Origin of the sequence: Streptomyces cinereoruber, from assembly GCF_009299385.1 — a bacterium.
In the GTDB taxonomy this organism is placed as follows: domain Bacteria; phylum Actinomycetota; class Actinomycetes; order Streptomycetales; family Streptomycetaceae; genus Streptomyces; species Streptomyces bikiniensis.
Window position 1 is genome coordinate 1,090,420 of record NZ_CP023693.1, and the last position, 24,442, is coordinate 1,114,861.

20 protein-coding genes and 2 pseudogenes are annotated in these 24,442 nt (G+C 75.2%); 9 read left to right on the forward strand and 13 right to left on the reverse strand.

Features of this window, described 5'->3' with window-relative positions:
- Nucleotides 1-1,092, forward strand: coding sequence for a WD40/YVTN/BNR-like repeat-containing protein (locus CP977_RS04755; protein ID WP_062757863.1), 1,092 nt, complete (start codon nt 1-3; stop codon nt 1,090-1,092).
- Between the two features lie 74 nt (nt 1,093-1,166).
- Here the strand turns inward: CP977_RS04755 and CP977_RS04760 are convergent, their stop codons facing one another.
- On the reverse strand, nt 1,167-1,844 hold the full coding sequence (locus tag CP977_RS04760) for a uracil-DNA glycosylase (RefSeq protein ID WP_062757865.1): 678 nt from the start codon (nt 1,842-1,844) through the stop codon (nt 1,167-1,169).
- Nucleotides 1,845-1,932: 88 nt separating this feature from the next.
- Between CP977_RS04760 and CP977_RS04765 the strand changes: the two genes are divergently transcribed.
- Together CP977_RS04765 and CP977_RS04770 are read left to right on the forward strand one after the other, a co-directional pair.
- Nucleotides 1,933-2,973 carry an N-acetylglucosamine kinase gene (locus CP977_RS04765; protein ID WP_208421374.1) on the forward strand — a complete coding sequence of 347 codons (1,041 nt, stop codon included), beginning with the start codon at nt 1,933-1,935 and terminating at the stop codon, nt 2,971-2,973.
- A gap of 191 nt (nt 2,974-3,164) precedes the next feature.
- Nucleotides 3,165-4,088: a sirohydrochlorin chelatase gene (locus tag CP977_RS04770; RefSeq protein WP_079131401.1), complete on the forward strand. Its 924-nt coding sequence runs from the start codon at nt 3,165-3,167 to the stop codon at nt 4,086-4,088.
- Nucleotides 4,089-4,183: 95 nt separating this feature from the next.
- On the opposite strand, the gene CP977_RS04775 is transcribed toward CP977_RS04770, so the two are convergent.
- Both CP977_RS04775 and CP977_RS04780 read right to left on the reverse strand, forming a co-directional pair.
- Nucleotides 4,184-5,248: a lactonase family protein gene (locus CP977_RS04775; protein WP_152369671.1), complete on the reverse strand. Its 1,065-nt coding sequence runs from the start codon at nt 5,246-5,248 to the stop codon at nt 4,184-4,186.
- Between the two features lie 123 nt (nt 5,249-5,371).
- Nucleotides 5,372-6,874, reverse strand: a complete 1,503-nt coding sequence (locus tag CP977_RS04780; protein ID WP_062759232.1) for an FUSC family protein — start codon at nt 6,872-6,874, stop codon at nt 5,372-5,374.
- 420 nt (nt 6,875-7,294) lie between these two features.
- Between CP977_RS04780 and CP977_RS04785 the strand changes: the two genes are divergently transcribed.
- From CP977_RS04785 to CP977_RS04795, 3 genes are all read left to right on the forward strand, one after another.
- Nucleotides 7,295-7,666, forward strand: a complete 372-nt coding sequence (locus CP977_RS04785; protein ID WP_062757870.1) for a DoxX family protein — start codon at nt 7,295-7,297, stop codon at nt 7,664-7,666.
- Nucleotides 7,667-7,746: 80 nt separating this feature from the next.
- On the forward strand, nt 7,747-8,226 hold the full coding sequence (locus tag CP977_RS04790) for an Lrp/AsnC family transcriptional regulator (protein ID WP_062757872.1): 480 nt from the start codon (nt 7,747-7,749) through the stop codon (nt 8,224-8,226).
- Between the two features lie 84 nt (nt 8,227-8,310).
- On the forward strand, nt 8,311-8,706 hold the full coding sequence (locus tag CP977_RS04795) for a TOBE domain-containing protein (RefSeq protein ID WP_062757874.1): 396 nt from the start codon (nt 8,311-8,313) through the stop codon (nt 8,704-8,706).
- A gap of 26 nt (nt 8,707-8,732) precedes the next feature.
- Here the strand turns inward: CP977_RS04795 and CP977_RS35475 are convergent, their stop codons facing one another.
- Both CP977_RS35475 and CP977_RS35480 read right to left on the reverse strand, forming a co-directional pair.
- Complete coding sequence (locus CP977_RS35475; protein ID WP_375790331.1) at nt 8,733-9,302, reverse strand: PP2C family protein-serine/threonine phosphatase; 570 nt, start codon at nt 9,300-9,302, stop codon at nt 8,733-8,735.
- A gap of 216 nt (nt 9,303-9,518) precedes the next feature.
- Nucleotides 9,519-10,742, reverse strand: a pseudogene (locus CP977_RS35480) (PAS domain-containing protein); the annotation flags it as partial.
- 528 nt (nt 10,743-11,270) lie between these two features.
- Here CP977_RS35480 and CP977_RS04805 point away from each other — a divergent pair.
- Together CP977_RS04805 and CP977_RS04810 are read left to right on the forward strand one after the other, a co-directional pair.
- Entirely contained in the window at nt 11,271-12,992 is a 1,722-nt protein-coding gene (locus tag CP977_RS04805; protein ID WP_229991552.1) for a serine/threonine-protein kinase, read from the forward strand.
- A gap of 430 nt (nt 12,993-13,422) precedes the next feature.
- Nucleotides 13,423-13,755: pseudogene (locus CP977_RS04810) on the forward strand (hypothetical protein); the annotation flags it as partial.
- Nucleotides 13,756-14,669: 914 nt separating this feature from the next.
- Here CP977_RS04810 and CP977_RS04815 read toward each other — a convergent pair.
- The 4 genes from CP977_RS04815 to CP977_RS04830 all read right to left on the reverse strand — a co-directional run bounded on the left by CP977_RS04815 (nt 14,670) and on the right by CP977_RS04830 (nt 17,902).
- Entirely contained in the window at nt 14,670-15,293 is a 624-nt protein-coding gene (locus tag CP977_RS04815) for an isochorismatase family protein (protein WP_152369672.1), read from the reverse strand.
- Between the two features lie 182 nt (nt 15,294-15,475).
- Entirely contained in the window at nt 15,476-15,886 is a 411-nt protein-coding gene (locus CP977_RS04820) for an STAS domain-containing protein (RefSeq protein ID WP_079131403.1), read from the reverse strand.
- 102 nt (nt 15,887-15,988) lie between these two features.
- The gene (locus CP977_RS04825) at nt 15,989-16,390 is read right to left on the reverse strand and encodes a nuclear transport factor 2 family protein (protein ID WP_152369673.1); all 402 of its coding nucleotides are present in this window, start codon (nt 16,388-16,390) and stop codon (nt 15,989-15,991) included.
- 99 nt (nt 16,391-16,489) lie between these two features.
- Nucleotides 16,490-17,902 carry an aminopeptidase P family protein gene (locus CP977_RS04830; protein WP_152369674.1) on the reverse strand — a complete coding sequence of 471 codons (1,413 nt, stop codon included), beginning with the start codon at nt 17,900-17,902 and terminating at the stop codon, nt 16,490-16,492.
- Between the two features lie 148 nt (nt 17,903-18,050).
- Here CP977_RS04830 and CP977_RS04835 point away from each other — a divergent pair, with 148 nt between their 5' ends.
- A complete protein-coding gene (locus tag CP977_RS04835; protein WP_062757884.1) occupies nt 18,051-19,037 on the forward strand; it encodes a helix-turn-helix domain-containing protein in 987 nt (328 codons plus the stop codon).
- Here CP977_RS04835 and CP977_RS04840 read toward each other — a convergent pair.
- From CP977_RS04840 to CP977_RS04855, 4 genes are all read right to left on the reverse strand, one after another.
- A complete protein-coding gene (locus CP977_RS04840; RefSeq protein WP_152369675.1) occupies nt 18,985-21,060 on the reverse strand; it encodes a prolyl oligopeptidase family serine peptidase in 2,076 nt (691 codons plus the stop codon). The genes CP977_RS04835 and CP977_RS04840 overlap by 53 nt on opposite strands.
- A 49-nt stretch (nt 21,061-21,109) precedes the next feature.
- On the reverse strand, nt 21,110-21,652 hold the full coding sequence (locus CP977_RS04845; RefSeq protein ID WP_062757888.1) for a heme-binding beta-barrel domain-containing protein: 543 nt from the start codon (nt 21,650-21,652) through the stop codon (nt 21,110-21,112).
- A 228-nt stretch (nt 21,653-21,880) separates the two neighbouring features.
- Entirely contained in the window at nt 21,881-23,545 is a 1,665-nt protein-coding gene (locus tag CP977_RS04850) for a hypothetical protein (protein ID WP_152369676.1), read from the reverse strand.
- Entirely contained in the window at nt 23,545-24,393 is an 849-nt protein-coding gene (locus tag CP977_RS04855; protein ID WP_152369677.1) for a hypothetical protein, read from the reverse strand. The genes CP977_RS04850 and CP977_RS04855 overlap by 1 nt, the downstream gene beginning before the upstream one ends.
- Between the last annotated feature and the right edge of the window lie 49 nt (nt 24,394-24,442).

Consider the following 24,442-nt stretch of genomic DNA (forward strand, 5'->3'; position numbering starts at 1 on the left):
ATGCCCGGTGTACCCGACGCACTCCTCACCGTGGGGACCCGCAAGGGCCTCTTCATCGGCCGCAGGCACGACGGGCGGTGGGAATTCGACGATCCGGCGTTCCCCGCGCAGGCGGTGTACTCGGTCGCCATCGACACCCGAGGGCCCGCGCCGCGCCTGCTCGTCGGCGGGGACAGTGCCCACTGGGGCCCGTCCGTCTTCCACTCCGACGACCTCGGCCGGAGCTGGACGGAGCCGTCCCGGCCGGCCGTGAGGTTCCCCGAGGACACCGGGGCCTCGCTGGAGCGCGTCTGGCAGCTGCACCCGGCGCCGGAGCACTCCCCCGGCGTGGTGTACGCGGGGACGGAGCCGGCCGCGCTCTTCCGGTCGGCGGACGGCGGCGAGTCCTTCGAGCTGGTCCGCCCGCTCTGGGAGCACCCGACCCGTTCGCGGTGGGTGCCCGGCGGGGGCGGCGAGGCCGTGCACACCGTGGTCACCGACCCCCGCGACCCGGACGCGGTCACGGTCGCGGTGTCGACCGCCGGGGTGTTCCGGTCACGGGACGGCGGGGCGGCGTGGGCGCCCTCCAACGAGGGCGTGTCCGCGGTGTTCCTGCCGGACCCGCACCCCGAGTTCGGGCAGTGCGTCCACAAGATCGCCCAGGACGCGGGCGATCCGGACCGGCTCTACCTCCAGAACCACTGGGGCGTCTTCCGCAGCGACGACGCGGGCGCCGTCTGGTCCGACATCGGCGCGGGGCTCCCGTCCGACTTCGGGTTCGCGGTCGCCGCGCACCCCCACCGCCCGGACACCGCCTACCTCTTCCCCATCAACGCGGACTCCGACCGGGTGCCCGCGGGCCGCCGGTGCCGGGTCTACCGCACGACCGACGCCGGGGGCACGTGGGAGCCGTTGTCGGCCGGGCTGCCCGGGGGCGACCACTACGGCACGGTGCTGCGGGACGCGCTGTGCACGGACGACGCGGACCCGGCGGGCGTCTACTTCGGCAACCGGAACGGCGAGGTGTACGCGAGCGAGGACGACGGGGACACCTGGCGGCTCCTCGCCGAGCACCTGCCGGACGTGCTGTGCGTGCGGGCGGCGGTGCTCTGAGACGTACGGGCGGTGGCGGTCCGGTGCATGCGCGCGGGCGGTGGCCCGGGGCGTGCCGCCGCCCGCGCGTCGGGTCAGGGCAGGCGCCAGTCCACCGGCTGCGCGCCCAGGCCGAGCAGGAGTTCGTTGGCGCGGCTAAAGGGCCGGGAGCCGAAGAAGCCCCGGTCCGCCGACATCGGGGAGGGGTGCGCGGACTCGACGGCCGGGAGGCCGTTCAGGAACGGGCGGGTGTTGCGGGCGTCGCGGCCCCACAGGATCGACACCAGGGGCTTGCCGCGGGCCGCGAGGGCGCGGATCGCCTGCTCCGTGACCTCCTCCCAGCCCTTGTCCCGGTGGGCGCCCGGCTTGCGCGGGGCGGTGGTCAGCGCCCTGTTGAGGAGCAGAACGCCCTGGCGGGTCCAGGGGGTCAGGTCGCCGTTGGACGGCCGTGGCAGGCCCAGGTCGGTGTGCAGCTCCCGGAAGATGTTCTCCAGGCTGCCGGGCAGGGAGCGGACCTCGGGCGCGACCGCGAAGCTCAGCCCGATCGCCATCCCCGGCGTGGGATAGGGGTCCTGACCCACGATCAGGACCCGTACGTCGTCGAAGGGCTGCTGGAAGGCCCGCAGGACGTTCGGCCCGGAGGGCAGGTAGGTCCGGCCCGCGGCGATCTCCGCCCGCAGGAAGTCGCCCATGGCCGCCACACGTCCCGCGACGGGGCTCAGGGCCTCCGCCCAGCCGGGCTCCACCAGTTCACTCAAAGGTCGCGCTGTCACGGTCCGTCACTCTACCGGCCTACAGTGACAACGGCCCCGGACGCCCGCCCGGGCCGCCCCTCACACCCCGGCGCGAGGACGGTGCACCTTGGTCTCCGTGAACGAACCCTCCAACGGCCCGACCGTTCCCGGCGTTCCTGACGTTCCCGGCGTTCCGGCCGGTCTGGTCGTCGGTGTCGACTCCGGCGGTTCGGGGCTGCGGATCGCCCTGGCCGACGCCGCGACCGGCGCGGTCCTCGACACCCGCGTCTCGAACGAGCCGGTGCGGACCGGGCCGGGCGGGATCTCCGCCGCCCACTTCCTGGAGCAGGTCCTGCCGGCCGTCCGCGCCCTGGTCGAGCCCCACGGCGGACGGCCGCTGCTCGCGGCGGCCGTGGGCGCCGCCGGCATGGCGACCCTCGGGGACGAGCTGCGGGCCGGACTGCCGGGCGCGCTCGCGGAGGCCTGGGGGGTGCGGCGGCTCGCGCTCGCGGCCGACGCGGTCACCGCGTACACCGGGGCGCTCGGGCAGCGGCCGGGCGCGGTCGTCGCGGGCGGGACGGGGATGATCGCGCTCGGCACGGACCTGGCGTCCTGGCGGCGGGCCGACGGCTGGGGGCACCTCCTGGGCGACTGCGGCAGCGGCGCCTGGATCGGCCGGGCCGGCCTGGAGGCGGCCATGCGCGCGTACGACGGGCGGCGCGGCGGCTCGGCGGCGCTCCTGGACCGGGCCGAGAAGCTGTTCGGACCGGCGGCGGGCCTCCCGGGCGCGCTCTACCCGCGGACGGACCGGCCCGCCGTGCTGGCCTCCTTCGCGCCCGAGGTGGGGCGCTGCGCCCCGGAGGACCCGGTGGCGGCGGACATCCTGGCGCGGGCCGGTGCGCACGTCGCGGAGGCGGCCGGGGCCGTGTGCCCGGCCGGGCCCGGGGCGGTGGTGGCCCTGACCGGGGGCCTGTTCCGGATGGGCGACCCCCTGCTCGTACCCCTGCGGGCGGCGCTCGGGGAGCTGCTTCCGCACGCCCGGACGGTGGAGGCGGCGGGCGATCCGCTGGCCGGGGCGGTCGCCCTCGCCTCGGCGCTCGCCACCGGGACGCTCCGCCTGCCGGGGGACCCGGCGCTGCTCCGGCTGTTCGGCGAGGGGGTGTCGTAGAGCGTGCCCGGCCGGGGTGCGCCGGACTGGCCCTGGCGGGGTGTCCGCGCAGGTGGGGGCCGGTGCGGCGGGTCGGAGGGCGGCCGGAAGGAGACGGAAGCGGCGCCGGGGACCGGACATAGGGGGACAGAAGGCGCGTGACCGCACCTCAGCGAACGGCGGCGGGGGTGAAACCAGTAGCATGCGGCGCCATGAGCTCCCCCACTGGGCCTGCTTCCGGCCTGCCTGTACGAATGCCTCGACCCCGCCAGTCCGGGCGGCACCGTCGCCCCGAACCCGCGGCGGCGCCCGAGGGCGCTCCCGCACTGGTTCTCGCCGTCCCCGGCGTGCCGTCCGCCGCCATACGCTCGCTGGCCGAAGAGGTCGTGAGCATCGCCCGTTCCGAGCTGCCCGGCCTGGAGGCCGTGATCGGCTTCCTGGAGGGCGACGACGTCGAGTTCCCGTCCCTGGCGAACGTGCTGAAGGCCGTCGAGACGCTGCGCACCGAGCGGTACGAGCTGGCCCTGGCCGCCGGCCGCGAGGTCGCCGCCCCGACGGGCCCGGCCGCGGTCGTCGTCCCGCTGCTCGCCGGTCCGGACAGCGCCCAGACGCGCCGGGTCCGCCAGGCCGTGATGGACGGCGGCAACACCGCCGAGCTGACCGACGTCCTCGGTCCGCACCCGCTGCTCGCGGAGGCGCTGCACGTGCGCCTGTCGGAGGCGGGCCTGGCCCGCGCCGACCGCGCCCGCCTGTTCACGGTCACGACGGCCGCCGACGGCATCATCCTGGCCACGGTCGGCGGCGAGGAGGCCGTGCAGGCCGCCGGGATCACCGGCATGCTGCTCGCCGCGCGCCTCGCCGTGCCGGTGATCGCCGCCGCGCTCGACCAGGAGGGTTCGATCGCCTCCGTCGCCGAGCAGCTGCGCGCCGCCGGCTCGGAGCAGCTGGCCCTCGCGCCGTACCTGATCGGTCCCGAGCTGGCCGAGGGGCTCCTCGACGAGGCCTCGAAGGAGGCCGGGTGCGCCTCCGCCGAGCCGCTGGGCGCCTACCCGGCGATCGGCAAGCTGGTGCTCTCGCAGTACTCGGCCGCGCTCGGCATCCCGCCGCAGCAGCCGCAGGGCGCGCCCGCGTCCTGAGGGCCGCGACGCCGTTCGCCGCCCACGGAAGGGCCCGCACCGGACGGTGCGGGCCCTTCGGCGTGTCCGGGGCTTTCGCGTTCGGGGCTGGAAGATCAGCCGAGGACGACGCAGGAGGCCGCCGGGGCCTCGATCGCGCCCGCGCGGGACGGGACGCCGGTCTCGGGGTCGAGGGCGAACCAGGTGACGTCGCCGGAGCGCTCGTTCGCCGCGTACAGGTGCCGTCCGGAGGGGGCGAGGGTCAGGTCGCGGGGCCAGGTGCCGCCGCAGGGCACGGTGGCGGTCAGCGCGGCCTTCGACCCGGACGGGTCGAGGGCGAGGACGGCGAGGGTGTCGTCGCCGCGGATCGCGGCCCAGAGGAAGCGCCCGTCGGGGGCGGCGACCACCTCGGAGGGGTAGCTGGGGCCGGGGGTGCCCTCGGGGACGACGGGGGTCTCGCCGAGCGGTTCGAGGGTGCCGGTCTCCGCGTCCCAGCGGCAGACGGTGAGGACGGGCTCCAGCTCGTGCAGGACGTACGCGTGCGTGCCGGACGGGTGGAAGGCGAGGTGGCGGGGACCGGTGCCGGGGCGCAGCGCGGTCTCGCCGTGGAGGGTCGGCGTCCCGGTCGCGGGGTCGAGGGAGTAGATCCACACGGAGTCGGTGCCGAGGTCCGTGCTCAGGGCCCAGCGGCCGCTGGGGTCGGGGAGGACCTGGTGGGCGTGCGGGCCGCTCTGGCGGTCCGCGACGGGCCCGCTCCCCTCGTGGCGCAGGACCGCCGCGGCGGGGCGGACGGTGCCGTCGACGGCCAGGGGCAGGGCGGTGACGCTGCCGGAGGTGTAGTTGGCGGTGAGGACCTGTCCCCCGGCCAGGGCGAGGTGGGTGGGTCCGGAGCCGTCGACGGGGACGGGCGCGCCGAGCGGCCGGGGCGCGGGCCCGGTGGCGTCGAAGGCGGCCACGGCGCCCGCGTCGGTCTCGGACACGGCGTACAGGAGGGGCCCGGCGAGGGCGAGGAAGGAGGGGTCGGCGACGGCGTCGCTGGCGCCGGTGACGGTCAGCGCGCCCGTGTCGGCGTCGACCTCGGCGGTGAGGACCCCGCGTCCGCCCGCCGAGGTGAAGGAGCCGATGTACGCCCGTACGGCGTCCTCGTGCTCCCGGTTCCGGACCGTCCCTGCGTCGCCCACGGCGTCTCCCCTGTTCCGGTGCCGGCCGCGTTCGGCCGGCCGTTCGCGGCCGACGGTAGCAGGGGTCTAGACCAAAGGGCCGGAACCGGGGTCGGTTCCGGCCCCGCGTCGGGGCGTTCCGGCTCAGGCGGCCGGGACCAGGGGCGCGCGCGGGGAGGTGCGCAGGGGGGCCGCGAGGTCGACGAGGGCCTGCTCCAGACCGTGCAGGTGGCCGAGGGCGGCCTCGGCGCCGGGGTGGTGGCGCGGTGTTCCGGCCGCTTCGGCGACCGCGGACCGTACGGGCTCCGCCGGGGGGACGAGGGCGTGGACGGCGGCCTCGACGCGCCAGGCGGCGGCCGCGAGCCGGGCGTCGTGGGAGGCGTCCGGGTCGGCGGCGACGGCGGCGAGGCCCCTGATCTCGCGGGCGCAGTCGTCCAGGAGGGCGAGCACCCGGCGGGCGCGGGCCTTGCGGGCGCGCAGCGGGCTCAGCGGGTGCACGAGCGGCGCGAGGGAGAGCCGGACCCGGCCGAGCAGGAGCTCCAGTTCGGCGGCGTGCGGCGCGGGGTCGGCGTCCGGGTCGCCGGCGAGCCGGCGGGCGGCGGCCGTGGTGCAGGTGTGCACGCAGGTCACGGCCCGCTCGATCCAGGCGTTGGTGGCGGCGTGCGTGGTCACGGGCAGCAGGGCGACGCCGATCGCGGCGCCGATCGCGCCGACGGCGGTCTCCTGGAAGCGCAGGACGAGGAGACCGGGGTGCAGGACGCCGAGCAGGCCGTACAGGAGTCCGGCCATGACGGTCACGAAGAACATCATCCAGCTGTACGAGAGCGGGGCGGTGTAGAAGATCCCGAAGACGCACACGGCGACGAGGAGGGCGGTCGGGGCGGGCGCGCCGCCCAGGGGGACGGCGATCAGGAGTCCGGCGGCGATGCCGGTGACGGTGCCGAGGACCCGGCGGAAGCCCCGGACGAGGGTCTCGCCGCGCGAGGCGGTGTTGACGAAGATCCACCAGGCGGTGCCGACGGCCCAGTACCAGCGCTCGTGGGAGATCAGCTGGCCGGCGGCGAGGGCGACGGCGCAGGCGGCGGTGGCCTGGAAGGCCTGGCGGGTGGTGGGGCGGGCGAGGCCGGCGCCCGGCAGCGGGGTGGGCGCGGCGGGCGGCGGGACGCGCCGCTCGATGCACCAGGCGCCGAAGCGGACGGCGCCGGAGGCGAGCAGGGCGAGGGCCACGGCCGCGTACAGCTCCGGGAGCTGCGCGGGGAGCGCGTGGAGGAACTGCGTCACGAAGAACTGCATGAAGGCGAAGATGCCGAGGGCGTGCCCGCGCGGTCCCCAGCGGCGGGCGTAGACCCCGGCGAAGACGACGAGGAGCCAGGCGGTGTCGCGCAGGAGGGGGACGTCGTGGAGGACGGTGGCCAGGGCGAGGACGGGGAAGCCGGCGGCGGGCAGCAGGGCGGTGGTGACGGCCTGGCGGCGCACGGTCGGGTCGCCCACGGTGAAGAGGGCGAGCAGCGCGGCGAGGCCGGCCGTGATGGAGGCGGTGAGGGAGAACCCCGCGAGCTCGGCGAGCGCGACCGCGAGGCCGATGCCGAGGACCGCCCGCAGGGAGACGCGCAGTCGGACGAGGCCCGGATCCGGGGCCACGAACATCTTCTTCACGGCCAAGGCCGCCCCCTTGTCTTGCCTTCCGCCGGCCGCGCGGCGCCCCGGGGTGGTGGGGTCGTGCGGACACGACGAAGGCGCCGCGGTCCGGACCGGCCTCGTCGCCGCCCCGGCGCTGCGCGGCGCCGAAAGTACGTGGATACGACACAGGAAAACATCCCGAGCCCATTGGCTCAACTCATCGCCGATCCACTGGACCATCTGCCCGGCTCGGGGGCCGTCACATGCTCCATTGGTGGGCCAACGGACCATCTTCGCCGGGGCGTCGCCGTTCCGGTGGACGCGGGAACCCGGCCGAATACCGGAAGGGTGGGGTCCGGGTCTCGACGGCTTGCCCCGCGCACGCCTATCCTCACTGCTTACTTACTCGTCAGTAACAGACTGGCGCCGTCGTTTCGGAGGTCCCTCATGCCCCGGCCCGCACGTTCCGCCCTCGCTCTCGCCGGCCTGCTGGCCGCCGCGGGCACCGCCCACTTCCTCGTCCCGAGGCCGTTCGACTCGATCGTGCCCCGCGCCCTGCCGGGCAGCCCGCGGACGTGGACACGGGCCAGCGGGGTCGCCGAGCTGGCACTCGCCGCCGGCCTCGCGGTGCCGGGGACGCGCCGGGCGAGCGCCCGGGCGACCGCCTTCTTCTTCGTCGCCGTCCTCCCGGGCAACGTGAAGATGGCGTACGACTGGCGCCACCGCTCCACGGCCGCCAAGGCCGTCGCCTACGGCCGCGTCCCGCTCCAGCTCCCCCTGGTCCTCTGGGCCGGGCACGCGGCCCGCGCGGAGGACTGACGCGCAGGAGGCGGGGGCGCGGAGGTCCGGGGAGCGTAGAGTCGGCCCGGGGCAGGCGGGACGAAGGAGGCCGGCGGGGCATGGCGGTGGACGAGCTCGACACCCGCATCCTGCGGCTGCTGATCGAGCAGCCGAGGACGAGCGTGCGCGAGTACGCGCGGATCCTGGGCGTGGCGCGGGGCACCGTACAGGCCCGGATCGACCGCCTGGAGCGGGACGGCGTGATCACGGCGACCGGGCCGGTCCTCTCCCCCGCCGCCCTCGGCCACCCGGTGCTGGCCTTCGTCCACGTCGAGGTGACCCAGGGGCACCTGGACGAGGTCGGGGACGCCCTCGCGGCCGTGCCGGAGATCGTGGAGGCCTTCTCGATCACCGGCGGCGGCGACCTGCTGACCCGGGTGGTGGCGCGGGACGCCGGGCACCTGGAGGACGTCATCCAGCGGCTGATCCGGCTGCCCGGGGTGGTCCGCACCCGGACCGAGATCGCCCTGCGCGAGCGGGTGCCGCACCGGCTGCTGCCGCTGGTCGAGGCGGTCGGGCGGAGGCCGGGGACCTCCTGACCTCCCCACATCGGGTCGCACATGCGGCCAAATAGGCCGCGATTCCCTTGCATATGCGGCGACTGGGCCCCTAATCTTGCGCGCATGCAGTCCTACACCATCGGGCAGGCCGCGCGTCTGCTGGGCGTCAGCTCCGACACGGCGCGCCGCTGGGCCGACGCGGGCCGGGTCACCACCCACCGCGACGAGAACGGCCGGCGGCTCATCGACGGCCGCGACCTCGCCGCCTTCTCCGTCGAGGTCGGCCAGGGCGCCGCCGGGGACGGCGAGGAGGCGTACACCTCGGCGCGCAACGCGTTCCCCGGGATCGTGACCGCCGTCAAGCTCGGTGACGTCGCGGCCCAGGTCGAGATCCAGGCCGGTCCGCACCGGCTCGTCTCGCTCCTCACCCGGGAGGCCGTGGAGGAACTGGGACTCGAGGTCGGCATGCAGGCCACCGCCCGCGTGAAGTCGACCAGCGTGCACATCGACGTGACCTGACCGCGTACGGGCCGGGGGCGGCGGGCTCAGCGGAGGCTCCGGGCGACCAGGATCGCCACGTCGTCCTGGGCGGATCCGCCCAGGAGCCGGGCGAGGACCTCGTCGCACAGTGTGTCCAGGGGCCGGTCGAGGGGCCGGAGCGCGTGGGCGAGCTGCCCCATGCCCTGGTCGAGATCGCGGTCGCGGGCCTCGACCAGGCCGTCCGTGTAGAGGACGAGCAGCCCGCCCGCGGGCAGGACCACCTCCTCCGTGCCGAAGTCGTGGCCCCCCGTGCCCAGGGGGGTGCCCGGCGGTCCGTCGAGGAAGCCGACGTTCCCGTCCGGGGTGGCGACGACCGGCGGCGGGTGTCCCGCGCGGGCGATCGTCCAGCGGCCGGTGGCCGGGTCGTGGACCGCGTAGACGCAGGTCGCCATCTCGTCCTCGTCCAGGTCGGCCACGACGGCGTCGAGGGAGCTGAGCATCCGGGCCGGCGGGATGTCGTGGCGGGCCAGGGTGCGGACGGCGGTGCGCAGCTGTCCCATGACGGCCGCCGCGTGGATGCCGTGGCCCATGACGTCGCCGATGACGAGCCCGGTCCTGCCGCCCGGCAGGGCGATGGCGTCGTACCAGTCGCCGCCGACGTCGTGGGCGCTCGCGGGGAGGTAGCGGCCGGTGAGTTCGAGGCCGGCGACGGCGGGGAGCGCGTTGTTGGTGAGGGAGCGCCGGAGGGTGAGGGCGGCCTCCCGCTGGGTGGTGTAGAGGCGTGCGTTGTCGATGTGGAGGGCGGCACGGGCCACGACCTCGTCGATGAGGACCCTGTCCTGGGCGTCGAAGGGCTCGCGGCCGCGCAGCCGGGTCACCGTGATCGTGCCGAGGACCTTGCCCCGGGCCACGAGGGGGACGAGCCGCGCCGAGCCGATGCGGGCGGCGAAGTAGGTGCGCAGCGGCTCGGCGCGCGGGCCGCCGAAGAGGGCCGGCAGGTCGGACGTGTAGAGGTCGGTGGGCCGCCCCTGGGCGACGGCCCGCTCGTACGCGGAGTCGAGCGGGATCTGGAAGGTCTGCCCCGGTAGGAGCTGGGACGTGGGGGCGGCCGGTTCGGGGAAGCGGGCGGCGAGCCGACGCAGGACGCCCCGGGTGGAGGCGGCCGACTCGTCCGGCGCGAGGACCGACTCCAGCATCTGCACGTCGGCGGAGTCGGCGAGCTGGGGGACGAGGAAGCGGACGGCCTCCTCGGCCGTCCGCGCGAGGTCCAGGGTGGTGCCGATCCGGGCGCCGGCCTCCGAGAGCAGGGCGAAGCGGTGGCGGGCCCGCTCGACCTCGTCGTGCGCCTCCTGGCTCTCGGTGATGTCGACGAGGGAGGCGATGAGCCCCAGGGGCCGGCGGTCGCCGCGACCCAGGAGCGGGGCGTACGAGCAGGACCAGAAGCGGTCGCGGTCCGGGTCGGCGGGGGTGCGGCCGACCCGGCGCGCGTCGACGACGGCGGTGCCGCTGTCGAGGACCCGGCGCATCAGGGCTTCGAGCGAGTCGGCGTTGACGCCGGGCACGACCTCGGTGAGGCGCCGGCCGACGTGCTCGGCGGCCGGGACGCCGTTCATCCGGGCCAGGGTGTCGTTGACGCGCAGGAAGCGCAGGTCGGGGCCGAGCAGGGCGAGGCCGATGGGCGACTGGGTGAAGAGGCTCTCCATCGCCGCCAGGTTCTCGCGCATCCGCAGGACCTCGGAGGTCTCCACGGCGATGAGCATCGCGCCCGTCCGCCCCTCCGGGTCGGCGGCCGGCACGATCCACATCTCCATGGCGACCGTGTGGCCGTCGCGGTGGCGGACGGGCAGCGTGCCCATGATGGTCTCGCCCGCCTGGACGCGGAGGGTGAGCCGGTCGGCGAGCTCCCGGTTGGCGTCGGGAACGAGGAGCGGGGTGGCGAGCCGTCCGAGCACGTGCTCGGGGCGGTGGCCGAGGAGGTCCTGGGCGGCGAGGGACCATTCGACGACGCGGCCGTCGGCGTCCTCCCGCCAGAGGGCGATCGGCAGCAGTTCGCGGAGCACGCCGGCGTCCCCCACGGCCGCCCGCGGCGGCTGCGGGACCCTGTTCGACGACTGGTGAGTCTCCAACGCATCGCCCCACGCCTCGGCCGGCCCCTGGGGGCGCGATCCCTACTGAATCACCCTATCCGAGACATAGGCGACGGGCGCCGCGCATGCGGCCGTTCGATGCCCCGGGCCACCGGGCGGCCGGAGGTGACAGGTGCGGCCGGGAGCGGCGAAGATCTGCACGGACGCCTCCGGGCGGCCCGGTACGCGTCCTCGCCACCGGGTCCGTACGGGACGCCGGCGGACGGATGGGAACGCGTGCGGCCGTGGACGTGGACCGGACGTGCGCGGATGTGGATGCGTACGGCCGTGGACGTGTGCGGACGTGCGCGGATGTGGATGTGTACGGCCGTGGACGTGTGCGGCGAAGCGGGCGGCGGACCGGCCGGGGCCGGCGCCGCTCCGAGGACCAGGGAACGACCCGAGTACAGGGGTGCGCGCGTGAGCAGAGTGATCGACGGCCGTTTCGAGCTGGTGGAGCGGCTGGGCGGGGGTGGCATGGGGACGGTGTGGCGCGCCCGGGACCTGGCCCTCCACCGCGACGTGGCGCTCAAGGAGGTGCGCCCGCCGGACCCGGCGATGGCCGAGTACGACACCGAGGGCGCGCGGACCCTGCGCGCGCGGGTGCTGCGGGAGGCCCGCGCGCTGGCCCGGATCGACCACCCCAACGTGGTGACGATCCATCACATCGTGGACGCGGGCGAGGGCACCTACCCGTGGCTCGTGATGGAGCTGGTCACCGGCGGCTCCCTCCAGGACCGCCTCGACCGGGGCACGATGACCCCCGCCGAGGCCGCCGCCCTCGGCCGCGAACTGCTCTCGGCGCTGCGCGCCGCCCACGGCCTGGGCATCGAGCACCGCGACGTGAAGCCCGCCAACGTCCTGCTGCGGCCCGACGGGCGGCCGGTCCTCACCGACTTCGGCATCGCGGCGATCCGCGAGTCCACCGCCCTGACCGCCTCGGGCTCGATCATCGGCTCGCCGGACTACATGGCGCCCGAGCGGATCCGGGGCGGCGCGAGCGGCCCGGCGGCCGACCTGTGGTCGCTGGCCATGCTGCTGTACGTGGCGGTGGAGGGGCACCACCCGCTGCGCCGGGAGAACACCCTGGCGACCCTGGCGGCGGTCATCTCCGACGACGTGCCTCCCCCGGTCCGGGCCGGCGCGCTGACCGGCGTACTGACCCGGCTGCTCGTACGGGACCCGGCGGCGCGCCCGGACGCGGCGGAGGTGGACCGGGCGCTGGCGTCCGTCGCGACGGGGGCGCCGGGGGACGACGGGGCGGTACGGGACCGGGTGCCGGGGTTCGGAGCGTCCGGCTTCGGGGGGCCGGGCTCGGGAACGCCCGCCTCAGAGGTGTCCGGCCCCGAGATGTCCGGCTCCGGGGGAACGACCTCGTTCCGGCTCGCACCGCCGGCGGCGGGCGGCCCGGCGGGGCCGACGGGCCCGACGGGCACTCCGGCAGGGGCTCCAGCGGCGGGCGCTCCGGCGGGGTTCCCCGGCGTATCGCCCGCGACCGCGCCGGTGGCGGGCGGCGCTCCCGGGCGGCGCGGGCGCCGGGTCGCCGTGGCGGCCGCCGTGGTGGCGGTCCTGGCGGTGGGGATACCCGTCGCCGCCGTGACCTGGGACCGGGGCGCGGACGACCGGAACGGCGGGCCGGCCGCCGCCCCCTCGCAGCAGGGTCCGGGAGCACAGCGGCCCTCGGGGTCCGCGGCGCCCACCACGGTGCCCTCGAAGGAGCCGGCGGCGGAGGCGACCGCCGGGAAGCTCGACCTGCTGACGCCCGCTGGGATCCGCACCGCCGTCGCCGCCGTCAAGGAGGCCTCGGGCGGCGCCAAGGTCAGCAGCTTCGTCGTGTACCCGGAGTACGCGGTGGCCGAGGCGATGGTCGAGGGCAGCACGACCCGGTACGACCGGTACATGTACCGGGGCGGGGACGTGGCGGTCCGGCAGGGCCCCGGCGGCACCGCCTTCCCCGGCTCGGTCCCGGTCGACCTGGACACCTTCGCGTGGGACGCACTGCCGGCGCTCCTGAAGCGCGCCGACAAGGAGCTGGGGGTGGAGGAGCCCGTCAACCGCTACCTGGTCGTCAGCCCGGCCTCGACCCTCAGGGGCAGCGATCCCGAGATGAGCGTCTACCTGTCCGACACGTACGGGTCCGCCTATCTGGCGGCCGACGCGAAGGGCCGGGTGACCGCCGTCCATCCCCGCGAGGACTGACGGGCGGGGAACCGACGGTCGGGGCCGCCGCGACGGAGGACCAGGAGGCCCGGGTCCACCCGCTCGGCCGCCTCGTGCGTCTCCTGGACGGCCGCCGCGACCGGTCCGGCCCCGGACCTCCGAGGCACACGGACGCACAAGTTCCCGACCTCGGAGGGCCCCGACGGCCTGCGCTTCTTCGAGGAGGTGGGCGTGATCGCGGTGAACGACGACGAGGTGGGCGTCTTCTGGTCGTTCGGGGCGTGCTGACGACGTCCGGGGAGGAGCGCCCGGGGGATGCGGATAAGGTGGCGTTCGCTTCCGGATTCGACCCTGCATTCGATCTCGCATTCGAGCCCGGATCCCTTGCCCTCTCCTGGGAATTGAGGTAGCCGGACCATGGCCGCGAGCCGCGTAACGGGGGAGTCGGACGTACGTCGGCGGGGTGGCCATGCACACCGAACGGCCCCTCCGCGTTCCCGTCGGGCGGGACGCCGAGCGGTGGCGGACCTTCCCCGGTGAGCGGACGCTGGTCGTCGCCGCGCGGACCGTCGTCTCCACCACCCGGGTCCTGGAGTGCCTGCCCGCCGTGCTGCGCGACGACAGCCGGGTGAGCGTCGTCTTCGCGTACGACCCCACCTCCGCGTTCAACGACGGCGTCCTCGACCTGCTGCACGACTCCGGCTGCCGCGTGATGCCCTGGTCGCAGCTGGGCGACGTCTCCCCCGACCCGGTCCTCACCGCGAGCGAGAACGTCGACCTGCCCGAGGGCACGTGCCCCGTCCAGGGCCAGTTCGCCGAGCGCCGACGTGCTGGTGACGAGGACGGCGCTGCCGGGACCCTTGGGCACGAGGGGCCGGACCTGGGCCGGGTCGCCCACGTCGTCCAGGACGACGAGCAGGCGCCGGTCGGCGGTGCGGGTGCGGAAGAGCGCGGCCCGTTCCTGGAGCGAGGCGGGCATGTACGTGTCGAGGACGCCGAGTCCGCGCAGGCACATGGCGACGGCCTCGGAGACGTCGCCGCCGGACTGTCCGCGCAGGGCGGCGAAGTCCACGTACAACTGGCCGTCGGGGTAGCGCTCCCGGGTGCCGGCGGCCCAGTGCCAGGCGGTCGCGGTCTTGCCCACGCCGGGCAGTCCGTGGAGGACACCGATGCCGACCGGGGGCGACGCCCCGGAGGCGGACGGGGCGGGCGGACCGAACCAGCGGTCGAGTTCGGAGAGGTCGGCGGTGCGGTTGACGAAGACGGCGGTGAGCGCGGGCACCTGGTCGGGGCGCGGCCGGGGGGCGGGAGGTTGCGGCACGTACACGTTGATATCGCCGTGGACCGACGATCCCTGGAAGACCGGGCCGTGGTTCACCCCGCCGTCGACGTACGCGACCGTGCCCGGCGTCCCGAAGGCGGCGACGATCTCCTGGCGTTCGGTCACGGGCGTATCGGATCCCCGCCGGCGGAACAGGCGCCAGTTCCGCGCCTTCGTCTGCTCCCAGAGGTCCGAGACGACGAGACCGAACACGGTCGTCACCCCCGCCGTGGCGAGTGCCACCAGCTCTTCCACCGCTTCCCCATCGTGTCGCGCGGAGCGCCGACGAGGCGCTCCGGATCCACCGGAGAGAGATCGACAAGCCTTTGAACAGCCCGCTCGCCGTCGTTCCGGGACGAGTTCGTGGCGCGTTCCGCTCGCTCGGGGCCGGGCGGTCAGGCCTTCCCGGGGGCCGTGAACGCGACCCCGGCGGCCGGTACGGTGACCTCCGCGTCGCTGCCGAGGGAGTACGCCGCCACCCGTGAGACCACCGCGGCCGGAACCATCTCGGCGACCCCCGGCACCGCCGGGGCGTCCTGGGTGGCGTGCGCGTCGTACGGCACGACGACCCGGTAGTGGCGCTCCAGGGCCGTACGGGCCGTGGCCCGCACGCACATCTCCGACATCACCCCGCAGACGGCGACCGCCCGCACCCCGGCGTCGGCGAGGACGCGGCCCAGCGGCGTCCGCCGGAAGCCGTCGTCCTCGGGCTTGCGGATCACCAGCTCCAGAGGGCCGGGCTCCACCGGGTGGTGCAACTCCCAGCCGGGGGTGTGGGGTTCGTCCTCGGATCCTGGCGGGCCGTCGTTCTGGAGGTGGACGACGAGCGCCCCGGCCCGCCGGGCCCGTGCGATCAGCTCCGCCGTCCGGTCGACGAGCCGGTCCGCGTCGGGCACGGCCCCGCCGCCGGTGACGAACGCCGCCTGCACGTCCACGACGATCAGGGCGTCGACGGGCGGGACCGCCGCGGGCGAGGCGTCGACGGGCGGGGGCTCCACGGGCTGCGTGCTGTCGGTCATCCCGCCATCCTCGCCCCCACCGGCCCCCGCCACCACGGGATTTCGGCCCCGGGGCGGCGGACGGTCGGCCGGCCGTCGCGCGGACGCCCGTGATCAGGGCCGTCGCCCGGATGATGCCGAGCACGAGGGGGAGGAGGGCGTGGTCGACCGGACTTCAGGCATGCGGCGACCGTACCCCGGCCCTATTCCGCCCGGCGGGCCCGCGCCGTGGCGGCCTCGGAGACCGCCCCGTCCGGCTCCGGCCGCGGCGCGGGCCCGTCGGCGGGGGCCGTCTCCGGGCGGAGGAGGTCGTCGAGCGCGGTCAGCCGGATGAGCCGGAGGATGCGCGGCTGGTCGCAGAGGAGCCGCCAGCGCGCGCCCCGTTCGCGCGTGCGCTCGGCGCAGCGGACGAGGAGGCCGAGCCCGGTGGCGTCGCAGAAGGCGAGCCCCCGGATGTCGAGGGTGAGGACGTCCGACTCCCGGGCGAGGGCGTCGAGTTCGGGCCGTAAGCGCCGCACCAGGACGAGGTCGAGCTCGCCCCGGAGGACGGCGACGGTGTGCCCGTCGGACGAACGCGCTTCCAGATGACGACCTTGACGGGGGATGAGCTGCATCGGCCTCTCCAGGGGGTGGCTCCGCTTGTCACACCGAGCGTGACCTCCTCATACCCGGAGGGGACGTTTCACCTGTCACGCAATCACCCGAATCGGTGAATATCAGGCCCGCTCTCCCGTGGTGGCCTCCTCCTGAATGCGGTCGAACTGGGCGCCCATGGCGGCGGCGAGCGCCTGGGCGGCGGAGAGGGGGCGGACCATGACGGTGAACTCGTCGATCTTCCCCTCCTCGTCGAAGTGGAGGAAGTCGCAGCCGTTGATCTCCTTGTCCCCGACCTTCGCGGTGAACACGAGGGCGTGGTCGCGGCCGTCCGCGCCCTCGATCTCGCGAACGTACCGGAAGTCGGTGAAGACGCGGAGGACCCCGCGCAGGATCGCGGTGGTGAGGGCCTTGCCGGGGTACGGCTTGAAGGCGACGGGGCTGGTGAAGACGACGTCCTCGGCGAGCAGGGCCTCGACGGCGTCGAGGTCGCGGTTCTCCACGGCGGTACGGAACGGATGCACGGCGCGACTCCATAGGCAACTAGTTGAATAGGTGCGAGTGCAGCTAACCGTATGGAGTGCGCCGCGTCCAGAGGCTCCGGGGGAGGACCGAGAGGGCCGTCAGCCCGCCACCCGTGCCATCCACGCCTCGACCTCGTCCGCCGAGCGCGGCAGGCCCGCCGACAGGTTCTCGTGGCCGTCGTCGGTGACGAGCAGGTCGTCCTCGATGCGGACGCCGATGCCGCGCCACTCCTCGGGCACGGTCAGGTCGTCGGCCTGGAAGTACAGGCCCGGCTCGACGGTCAGGACCATGCCCGGCGCGAGGACGCCGTCGACGTACTCCTCCGTGCGCGCCCGCGCGCAGTCGTGGACGTCCAGGCCGAGCATGTGACCGGTTCCGGCCATGGTGAAGCGGCGCTGGAGCCCGAGGGCGTACGCGCGGTCCACCGGCCCCTCGATGAAGCCCCATGCGACCAGGCGGGCCGTCAGGCTGCGCTGTGCCGCCTCGTGGAAGGCGCGGTACGGCGCGCCCGGCTTCACCGCCGCCATCCCGGCCTCCTGCGCCTCGTACACGGCGTCGTACACCCGGCGCTGGACGGGGGTGAAGGTGCCGCCGATCGGAAGGGTTCGGGTGACGTCGGCGGTGTAGAGGGTGCGGGTCTCCACTCCGGCGTCGAGGAGGAGCAGGTCGCCGGGGCGGACCGGGCCGTCGTTGTCCGTCCAGTGCATGATCGTGGCGTGCTCGCCGGCGGCGCAGATCGATCCGTAGCCGACGGAGTTGCCTTCCAGGCGGGCCCGGCGGAAGAAGGTGCCCTCGATCCAGCGCTCGGAGGAGGCGACCGCGCGGGAGAGCTCCGCGACGCAGTCGGTGAAGCCGCGCACGGTCGAGTCGACGGCCTTGCGCAGCTCGCCGATCTCCCAGGCGTCCTTGACGAGCCGGAGGCCGCTCAGCGCGTCCTCCAGCTCCCCGTCGCGCTCCTCGTCGGTGTTGACGGCCGCTTCGAGGGCCGGGTCGATGCCCCGGACGATCCGGGTCGGGACGCCGGAGCCGGCGGCCAGGTCCTCGGCGGCGGTACGGACGTCGCGGCAGGGCAGCCCGAGGACGGCGCCGGACTCGGCGAGGGAGCGGCGGCGCCCGGTCCACAGTTCGGCGGTGTAGCCGGTCCAGAACTCGTCGTCGTCCCGGCTGTCGCGGGGCAGCTGGTAGCAGTACGCGTCGTGGCCGCCGCCGGCGCGGGGTTCGAGGACGAGGGCGCCGTCGCGGGCCTGGTCACCGGTCAGGTGCACGTAGCCCGAGTACGGGCGGAACGGGTAGGCGTCGTCGTTGGAGCGGTACTTCAGGTTCCCCGAGGGGACGACCAGGCGCTCGCCGGGGAAGAGCGCGGAGAGCGCGGCGCGGCGGCGGGCCGCGTACGGGGCCTGCTCGCCGGCTTCGAGCCCGCGCCGCTCGGTGTCGGCCCATCCCGTCCTCATCAGGGCGGAGAGTTCCTCGGAGACGCCTTCGTAGAGGCCGTTCTTGCGACCCTTGGCCACGTCCTGCTCCTTCTTCCGGAGGGGTTCCACGGCCGCCGTGCGTCGGCGGCTCCCGGACGGTACTGCGATCGGCGCCCGTCGGCGGCCGGGGTCCGCCAGTGGCACGGATCGGACACGGCGGGGTGCGGCGGGCGCCGATAATGCGGGCATGGCGAACGACGCGAAGCTCGGCGAGGCGCTGCGGCTCCTGGGAATCGGGGAGGGGGCCCGGCGGCTCTATCCGCACCTCCTGGAGCTCGGGCCCGCGCCGCTGGGCGCGATCGGCGCGGCGGCCGGCCTGGCGGGCGACGGGCTCGCGGCGGCGTACGGCGAGCTGGTCGACGCGGGTCTGGCGAGCGCGGTCGCGGACGGCGGGGACCCGGTGGCGCCCGTGCCCCCGGCGGCGGGTCTGGAGATCCTCGGCCGGCACCGGGCGGCCGAGCTGGACGAGTCCCGGATCACGGTCGGCGGGGCGTTCGAGGCGTTCCGGCGGCAGCGGCTCGCCGCGTACCACGACGACCTGGTCGAGGTGGTGACCGGGGAGGCGGTCGGGCCCCGGATGCGGCAGGCCTGGGCCAGCGCGCGGGAGCAGATCCGGCAGCTGGACTCGCCCCCGTACTTCCCGCTGCCGGGCGCCACCGACGACGCCCTCGCGACCCTGGCGCGCGGGGTGACGCAGCGGGTCGTCTACTCGCAGGCGTCCCTGGAGTTCCCGGGGCAGCTGGAGGAGTCGATCGAGCCGTGCGTGGAGGCGGGCGAGCAGGCGCGGGTGCTGCCGTCGGTGCCGGTGAAGCTGCTGGTCATCGACGAGGCGTACGCGCTGGTGTCGCTCTCCATCCGGGAGGCCGACGTCCACAACAGCATGCTGGTGGTGCAGCCGTGCGGTCTGCTCTCGGCGCTCGTGGCGCTCTTCGAGCAGACCTGGCGGAGCGCGCTGCCCCTGCACGGCCGCTCGGTGCGGCCGGCGGGGCTGCTGCCCGCCGACCGCCGGCTGCTCCGGCTCCTCGCGGCCGGGGCGGGCGACGACGTGGTCGCCCGGGAGCTCGGGATCAGCCGCCGCACGCTCTTCCGCCGGATCCAGGTCCTGATGGCCCGGCTCGGTGCTACGAGCCGGTTCCAGATGGCGCTCCAGGCGCAGCGCTCGGGGTGGCTGTGAGGCCACCGGGGGCGGGCGTGAGGTTCTTCCACAGGAAGGTGTGCAGGAGGGCGCTGTTGTGGGCGGCCTGCTCGTTGTCCCCCGCGCCCGCGTGGCCGCCGCCGGTGTTCTCGTGGAACAGGACGGGGTGGCCGAGCTCCCGGAGCCGCGCCGCCGTCTTGCGGGCGTGGCCGGGGTGGACGCGGTCGTCGCGCGTGGAGGTCATCAGGAGGACGGGCGGGTAGGTCCGGTCCGCCTCGACGCGGTGGTACGGGGAGAGGTCCCGCAGGTGCGGCAGGTCGGCCTCGTCGTCCGGGTCGCCGTACTCGGCGATCCAGGACGCGCCCGCGAGGAGCTTGTGGAAGCGGGTCATGTCGAGGAGCGGCACCTGCGCGACGATCGCGCCGAACAGCTCCGGGTACCGGGTGAGCATCGCGCCCATGAGCAGGCCGCCGTTGCTGCCGCCCACCGCGCCGAGCCGGTCCGGGGTGGTGACGCCCCGGGCGACCAGGTCCTCGGCGACGGCCGCGAAGTCCTCGAAGGCGCGCGGCCGTTCGGCGCGGAGTGCGGCCTGGTGCCAGGCGGGGCCGTACTCGCCGCCGCCCCGGATGTTGGCGATGACGTGGGTGCCGCCATGCTCCAGCCAGGCCCGGCCCCGTACGGCGTTGTAGGAGGGGGTGAGGGAGACCTCGAAGCCGCCGTAGCCGTAGAGCAGGGTGGGGCCGGGGCCGGTGGCCACCCGGTCGGGGCCGATGACGAAGTACGGCACGCGCGTGCCGTCCCGGGAGGTCGCGAAGTGCTGGGCGACGGTCAGGCCGGTCGTGTCGAAGCGGTCCGGGGCCTGCTTGAGGACCTCCGCGTCCCCGCCGACGCTCCCCCGGTGGAGGGTGGAGGGCTGGAGGAACCCCGACACGTCGAGGAAGTACTCGTCGGAGACGTCCGGGTCCGTGTCGACGACGTCGACCGCGGAGAGGGGCGGGACGCCGACGAGGGGTTCGCGGCGCCAGGGGCCCTCGTCGGCCGGGGTGAGGACCTCGATGCGGGTGCCGACGTCGCGCATCGTCTCCAGGATCAGGTGGTGGCGGGTCCAGGAGTGCCCGGCGAGGGCGGTCCGCTCGTCGGGGGTGAACAGGACCTCGTGGGCGCGGTCGCCCGCGAGGAAGGCGTCGAAGTCGAACGCCAGGAGGGAGCCGCTCGGCCGCCCCAGCCAAGCGGACCTCGGGGTGACGATCAGGTGCCGGCGGTGCGCGTAGGCGGAGGCGTCGTCGGGCACGTCGATCCGTACGGGCGTCCCGTCGGACTCCAGGAGGTACGTCTCGCCGCGGAAGAAGTCCAGGGAGCGGCCGACGAAGTCCCGTTCGAAGCCGGGGGTGTCGTCGTGGTAGCCCCAGGCCGACACGTCCCCGGCCTCGGCCTCGAAGACCGTCGCGGCCTCTTCGAGGGGGGTGCCGCGCCGCCAGCGGCGGACCGTGCGGGGGTAGCCGGAGTCGGTCAGGGAGCCCGGTCCGGTGTCGGTGCCGACGAAGACGGTGTCGGCGTCGATCCAGTCGATCTGCGTCTTCGCCTCCGGAACCCGGAAGCCGTCCTCGACGAACTCCCGTGTGGTCAGGTCGAATTCGCGGACCACCGTGGCGTCGGCGCCGTCCCGCGACAGCTCCACCAGGGCCCGGTCGTGGTCGGGCCGGAGCACGGACGCCCCGCTCCACACCCACTTCTCGTCCTCCTCGGCGGCGAGCGCGTCGACGTCGAGGAGGACCTCCCACTCGGGCTCGTCCTTGCGGTACTGCTCAAGGGTCGTGCGCCGCCATACTCCGCGCACGTGCTCGGCGTCCTGCCAGAAGTTGTAGAGGTGCGCGCCGCGCCGGGTGGTGTACGGGATGCGGTCCGAGGCGTCGAGCACCTCCCGCAGGCGCTCCTTCAGCGGGGTGAACCCGGGGTCGGCGGTCAGGGCCTCCGCCGTCTCGGCGTTCCGCTCGGCCACCCACGCGAGGGCGGCGTCGCCGGAGACTTCCTCCAGCCACAGGTACGGGTCGTCATCGCTCATTTCCGTATTGTGCGGGACCGGCGCGCACGACCGAAGGGGGCCTCCGGTCTCAGGCGGTCCGGTGGAGCCGTGCGCCCAGGTGGTGCTGGAGCGGCCGGCCGACGGCCGCGAGGTCGTGGACGAAGTCGAGGGTGTCCGGGTCGGCGAGGGTGTAGCGGCGGCGGGTGGCGTCCACCTGCTTGGCGGTGGGGGCGAGGGCGACCTCGTGGGTGGCGAGGTCGACCGTGGCGCCGTCCGCGCGGCCGACGGAGAGCTCCGCGATGCCGGTGGGCTGGGTGATCAGGGCCTCGACGCGCCCCTCCGCCCGGAGCCGCCACCAGCCGCTCTCCCGCGCCGAGGGCCGCAGCGGGGCGCCGTCCCCGTCGATCAGCCAGGCCCGTGTCTCGTACTGGAGGAAGGGCCGCCCGTCGTGGCTGAAAACTACCTCCTGCTCGTACGCGAAGTCCTCACCGAGCGACGGATACCCGCCCCGCCCCCGGCCCCTCCAGACCCCCAGCAGCCCGAGGACCGGCGCGAGCAGCGGGTGCGGCGCGGGCTCCGCGTCCGGCCGGAGGGCGTCGGGGTAGGGGTAGTGCCGGTCGGGGTCGGTCATGGGGTGTGTGCTCCTCGGTCGCGGGTTGGGGGCGTGGGCGTGGGGCGGGGGCCGTACCGGGTGGCGGCCGGAAGGTCGGCGAGGCGCCCCGGCCGGGCGCGGATCGCCCGCGCACCGTAACCCGTGCGGCCGATGCGGTGCGGGGGCGGCACGCGGAGCGAGGAGGTGGTGCGGGACGGCCCGGGGTTACGCAGGACGCGCGCCCGACCGCGAACGGGGCGGCGGGGGTCATCCGTGGGAGACGACGCAGCGGGAGTCCGCCTCTCCCCCCGAGCAGAAGATCCCGTGCGGTCGGCCCGCCACGGTCATCCGGATCGCCTCGTAGGGCTCCCGCCGCAGCTCGACGGCCGCGTTCTCGCGGTAGCCCTCCTCGTCCGGCCTGTTCGTCGTCTCCAGGCGGCCGCGGAGGCGTCCCGAGGCGTCGGGCGCGAGCTTCCCCGTCGCCTTCCCGCCCCATTCCGGTCCGTTGTCGCACGGCGCGGGTTCCGTGGCGCAGTCCCGGTACAGACGCCACCGGTAGGTGAACCGCCCTTCGGGATCGATCACGATGCTGCCGTGGCTCCATGTCCAGGTCCCCACGAAGGGCGCGAGCCCCGACGGCCGGCCGAGTGCGGGCCGGGCCCCGTAGCGGCCGATCCAGAGACGTGTCGGCGCGGGTTCCTCGCTACTGTCGGGCGCGGCTCCCACGCCCAGCGCGATGACCGTTCCGTCGAGTTCCGCGGCACCGTACAGGTCGTAGACCTCGTGGAAGAGGTTCTTCCCGGTGGGCGCCTTGGTCCAGCGCCGGCCGTCCGCCGACGTCCACAGGGCGCCGACGGGCTGCCCGTGGAGGGCGTCGAGGGACCGGCCCGAGGCGACGTAGCCACCGGTGACGGCACTCACCCCGTTGACGGACTGGAGTTTCCGCGGGGTGACCCCACGGTCGGGGAGGCGGCCCACGTCCATCGGCTCACCGGCGGTCCAGGTCTCCTCGCCGCCGCGGCTCCAGAAGGTGGACACGTACACGCCCGGTTCCTCGTCGCTGCTCTCGGGGTGGCTGATCAGGACGCTGCCACGGGGGCCCGTCGCCCCGGCGCCGTTCAGCTCTCCCCGGAAGAGCTCGGGACGGCTCTTCCAGGCCGTGCCGTCGGCGGAGGTCAGGACGACGCGCTTCGACTCGAACGCGTCGTCGGTGCACTGCGCCGACACGACGAAGCCGTGCGCGTCGGCGAGGACCGACACCTGGGGCTCCAGGGCCGGCCGCGCGGGGCAGGGCACCACGTGGGGCCGGCCGAAGGACCCGCCGTCGGCGGCGGTCCACAGACGCAGGGACTCGCCGCGGTAGGAGTCGTCGGAAGGTTCCTCCTCGCCGAACGGTCCGCCGTCGTGCGCGACCACGACGGTGCCCCGGGGGCCCCGGGCCAGGCCCAGCACCTCGTCGGACGGGCCGCCGCCGGCCAGGATCTCCGCGGGGCCCCACTTCCCCCGCCCGGTGGACCGCCACACGGCCGGCACGACCGTGTCGGCGTTCGGCACGGTGCCCGCCAGGGTGGCGCCGTCGGCGGTCGCGGCGACACGGTCCACGAACGCCGCTTCGGGGCCGGTCTCGTACCAGGTCCGGCCGTCCCGGGAACCGTAGAGCCCGCCCGTCCTCCGGTACGGGATGCCCAGGACGAGGAACTCCGTCGAGGTCGCGGTGACCTGGAGGGGCTGCAGGCCGTGGAAGACGTACGACGTGTCCTCCTGGGGCACCCGGACCCACTGGATGCTCGCGGGGTCCGGCTCGCGGTCCTTCCGGGAGCCCTCGGATCCCTGGCACGCCGGCACCAGGAGGAGAACCGCCGCCACCGGGGCCAGGAACCGTCCGCCGCGGCGGGGGCGGAACCGGCCCTGCGCGGCCGGTGCGGCGCGCATCAGCTCTTTCCCGGGCAGCGCGGTGACGCCGCCGGCAGATAGCGGTAGCCCCCGTCCTGACCGGGGACCGCGCACAGCGGATCGGCGGCGGTGGTGGCGGTGTAGCGGAAGGGCTTGCCGTGGTCGTCCAGGACGACCTCCCCCTTGGACCCGCCGCTGCTCCAGCGGACGACGATGCGGAACTCCGTGTCGTACTTCATGGTCTTCGGGCTGATGACGAAATGTTCCGCGTCCCCCTCCTTGATGGCGTACGGCCATCCCGTGACGGTCTTCTTCGGGGCTTTCGGGCGGGGGTCGGGGACGGGCACCAGGGGGGCGCCGTCGATGTCGAGGTCGACTTCGAAGGCGCGGACGGGGACCTCCGACGCGCAGACGGCGGCCAGGTGCGTCCCCTCGACGGGCGGACGTCGGGAAACGATCACCGTGCGTGCCCCGGTCAGGACGAGTTCCTCCTGCGTGGTCCCCTGGAGGGTGACCGTGATGACGCTTCTGTCGGCCTGGACACCGTCGCGGGGGAACGCGCGCACCACGGGCAGGCCTTCGGCTCCGACCCGGAGACCGGGCACGACCGCGGAGTCGCCGCACTCCCAGTTGTTCGTGGTGGTGTCGGCCACGGCCTCGGTCTTCACCGCCTCGCCGTCGGCGGGGAGCGGTCCGGCGTCCCCCCGCCCGGCGGCCAGGACGCCGCCCACCGTCGCGAGCGCGGCGAGGACGGGCAGGCCGACGAGCAACAACCACCTCTTGCGCGGCGGGGGGTTGACGACGGTCCCGATCTGGGTGACGTCGCCGTAGACCTTCCCCCTGAGGTCGTTGCGGGTGCCGGAGTCCTCCTCCTTCCGCAGGTCCATACGTCTCGCCTCTCCTCGTCGGTGACGGTCCTCGCACGCGGGCGCGTGG

Excerpts from the sequence above, each read along its gene's own strand:
- CP977_RS04785 (WP_062757870.1), top strand. The coding sequence starts at position 7,295 with ATGCCCCGGCCCGCACGTTCCGCCCTCGCTCTCGCCGGCCTGCTGGCC.
- CP977_RS04790 (WP_062757872.1), top strand. The coding sequence starts at position 7,747 with ATGGCGGTGGACGAGCTCGACACCCGCATCCTGCGGCTGCTGATCGAG.
- CP977_RS04815 (WP_152369672.1), bottom strand. The coding sequence starts at position 15,293 with ATGACCGACAGCACGCAGCCCGTGGAGCCCCCGCCCGTCGACGCCTCG.
- CP977_RS04835 (WP_062757884.1), top strand. The coding sequence starts at position 18,051 with ATGGCGAACGACGCGAAGCTCGGCGAGGCGCTGCGGCTCCTGGGAATC.
- CP977_RS04755 (WP_062757863.1), top strand. The coding sequence starts at position 1 with ATGCCCGGTGTACCCGACGCACTCCTCACCGTGGGGACCCGCAAGGGC.
- CP977_RS04805 (WP_229991552.1), top strand. The coding sequence starts at position 11,271 with ATGGGGACGGTGTGGCGCGCCCGGGACCTGGCCCTCCACCGCGACGTG.
- CP977_RS04820 (WP_079131403.1), bottom strand. The coding sequence starts at position 15,886 with ATGCAGCTCATCCCCCGTCAAGGTCGTCATCTGGAAGCGCGTTCGTCC.
- CP977_RS04770 (WP_079131401.1), top strand. The coding sequence starts at position 3,165 with ATGAGCTCCCCCACTGGGCCTGCTTCCGGCCTGCCTGTACGAATGCCT.
- CP977_RS04780 (WP_062759232.1), bottom strand. The coding sequence starts at position 6,874 with ATGTTCGTGGCCCCGGATCCGGGCCTCGTCCGACTGCGCGTCTCCCTG.
- CP977_RS04795 (WP_062757874.1), top strand. The coding sequence starts at position 8,311 with ATGCAGTCCTACACCATCGGGCAGGCCGCGCGTCTGCTGGGCGTCAGC.
- CP977_RS04840 (WP_152369675.1), bottom strand. The coding sequence starts at position 21,060 with ATGAGCGATGACGACCCGTACCTGTGGCTGGAGGAAGTCTCCGGCGAC.
- CP977_RS04850 (WP_152369676.1), bottom strand. The coding sequence starts at position 23,545 with ATGCGCGCCGCACCGGCCGCGCAGGGCCGGTTCCGCCCCCGCCGCGGC.
- CP977_RS04845 (WP_062757888.1), bottom strand. The coding sequence starts at position 21,652 with ATGACCGACCCCGACCGGCACTACCCCTACCCCGACGCCCTCCGGCCG.
- CP977_RS04855 (WP_152369677.1), bottom strand. The coding sequence starts at position 24,393 with ATGGACCTGCGGAAGGAGGAGGACTCCGGCACCCGCAACGACCTCAGG.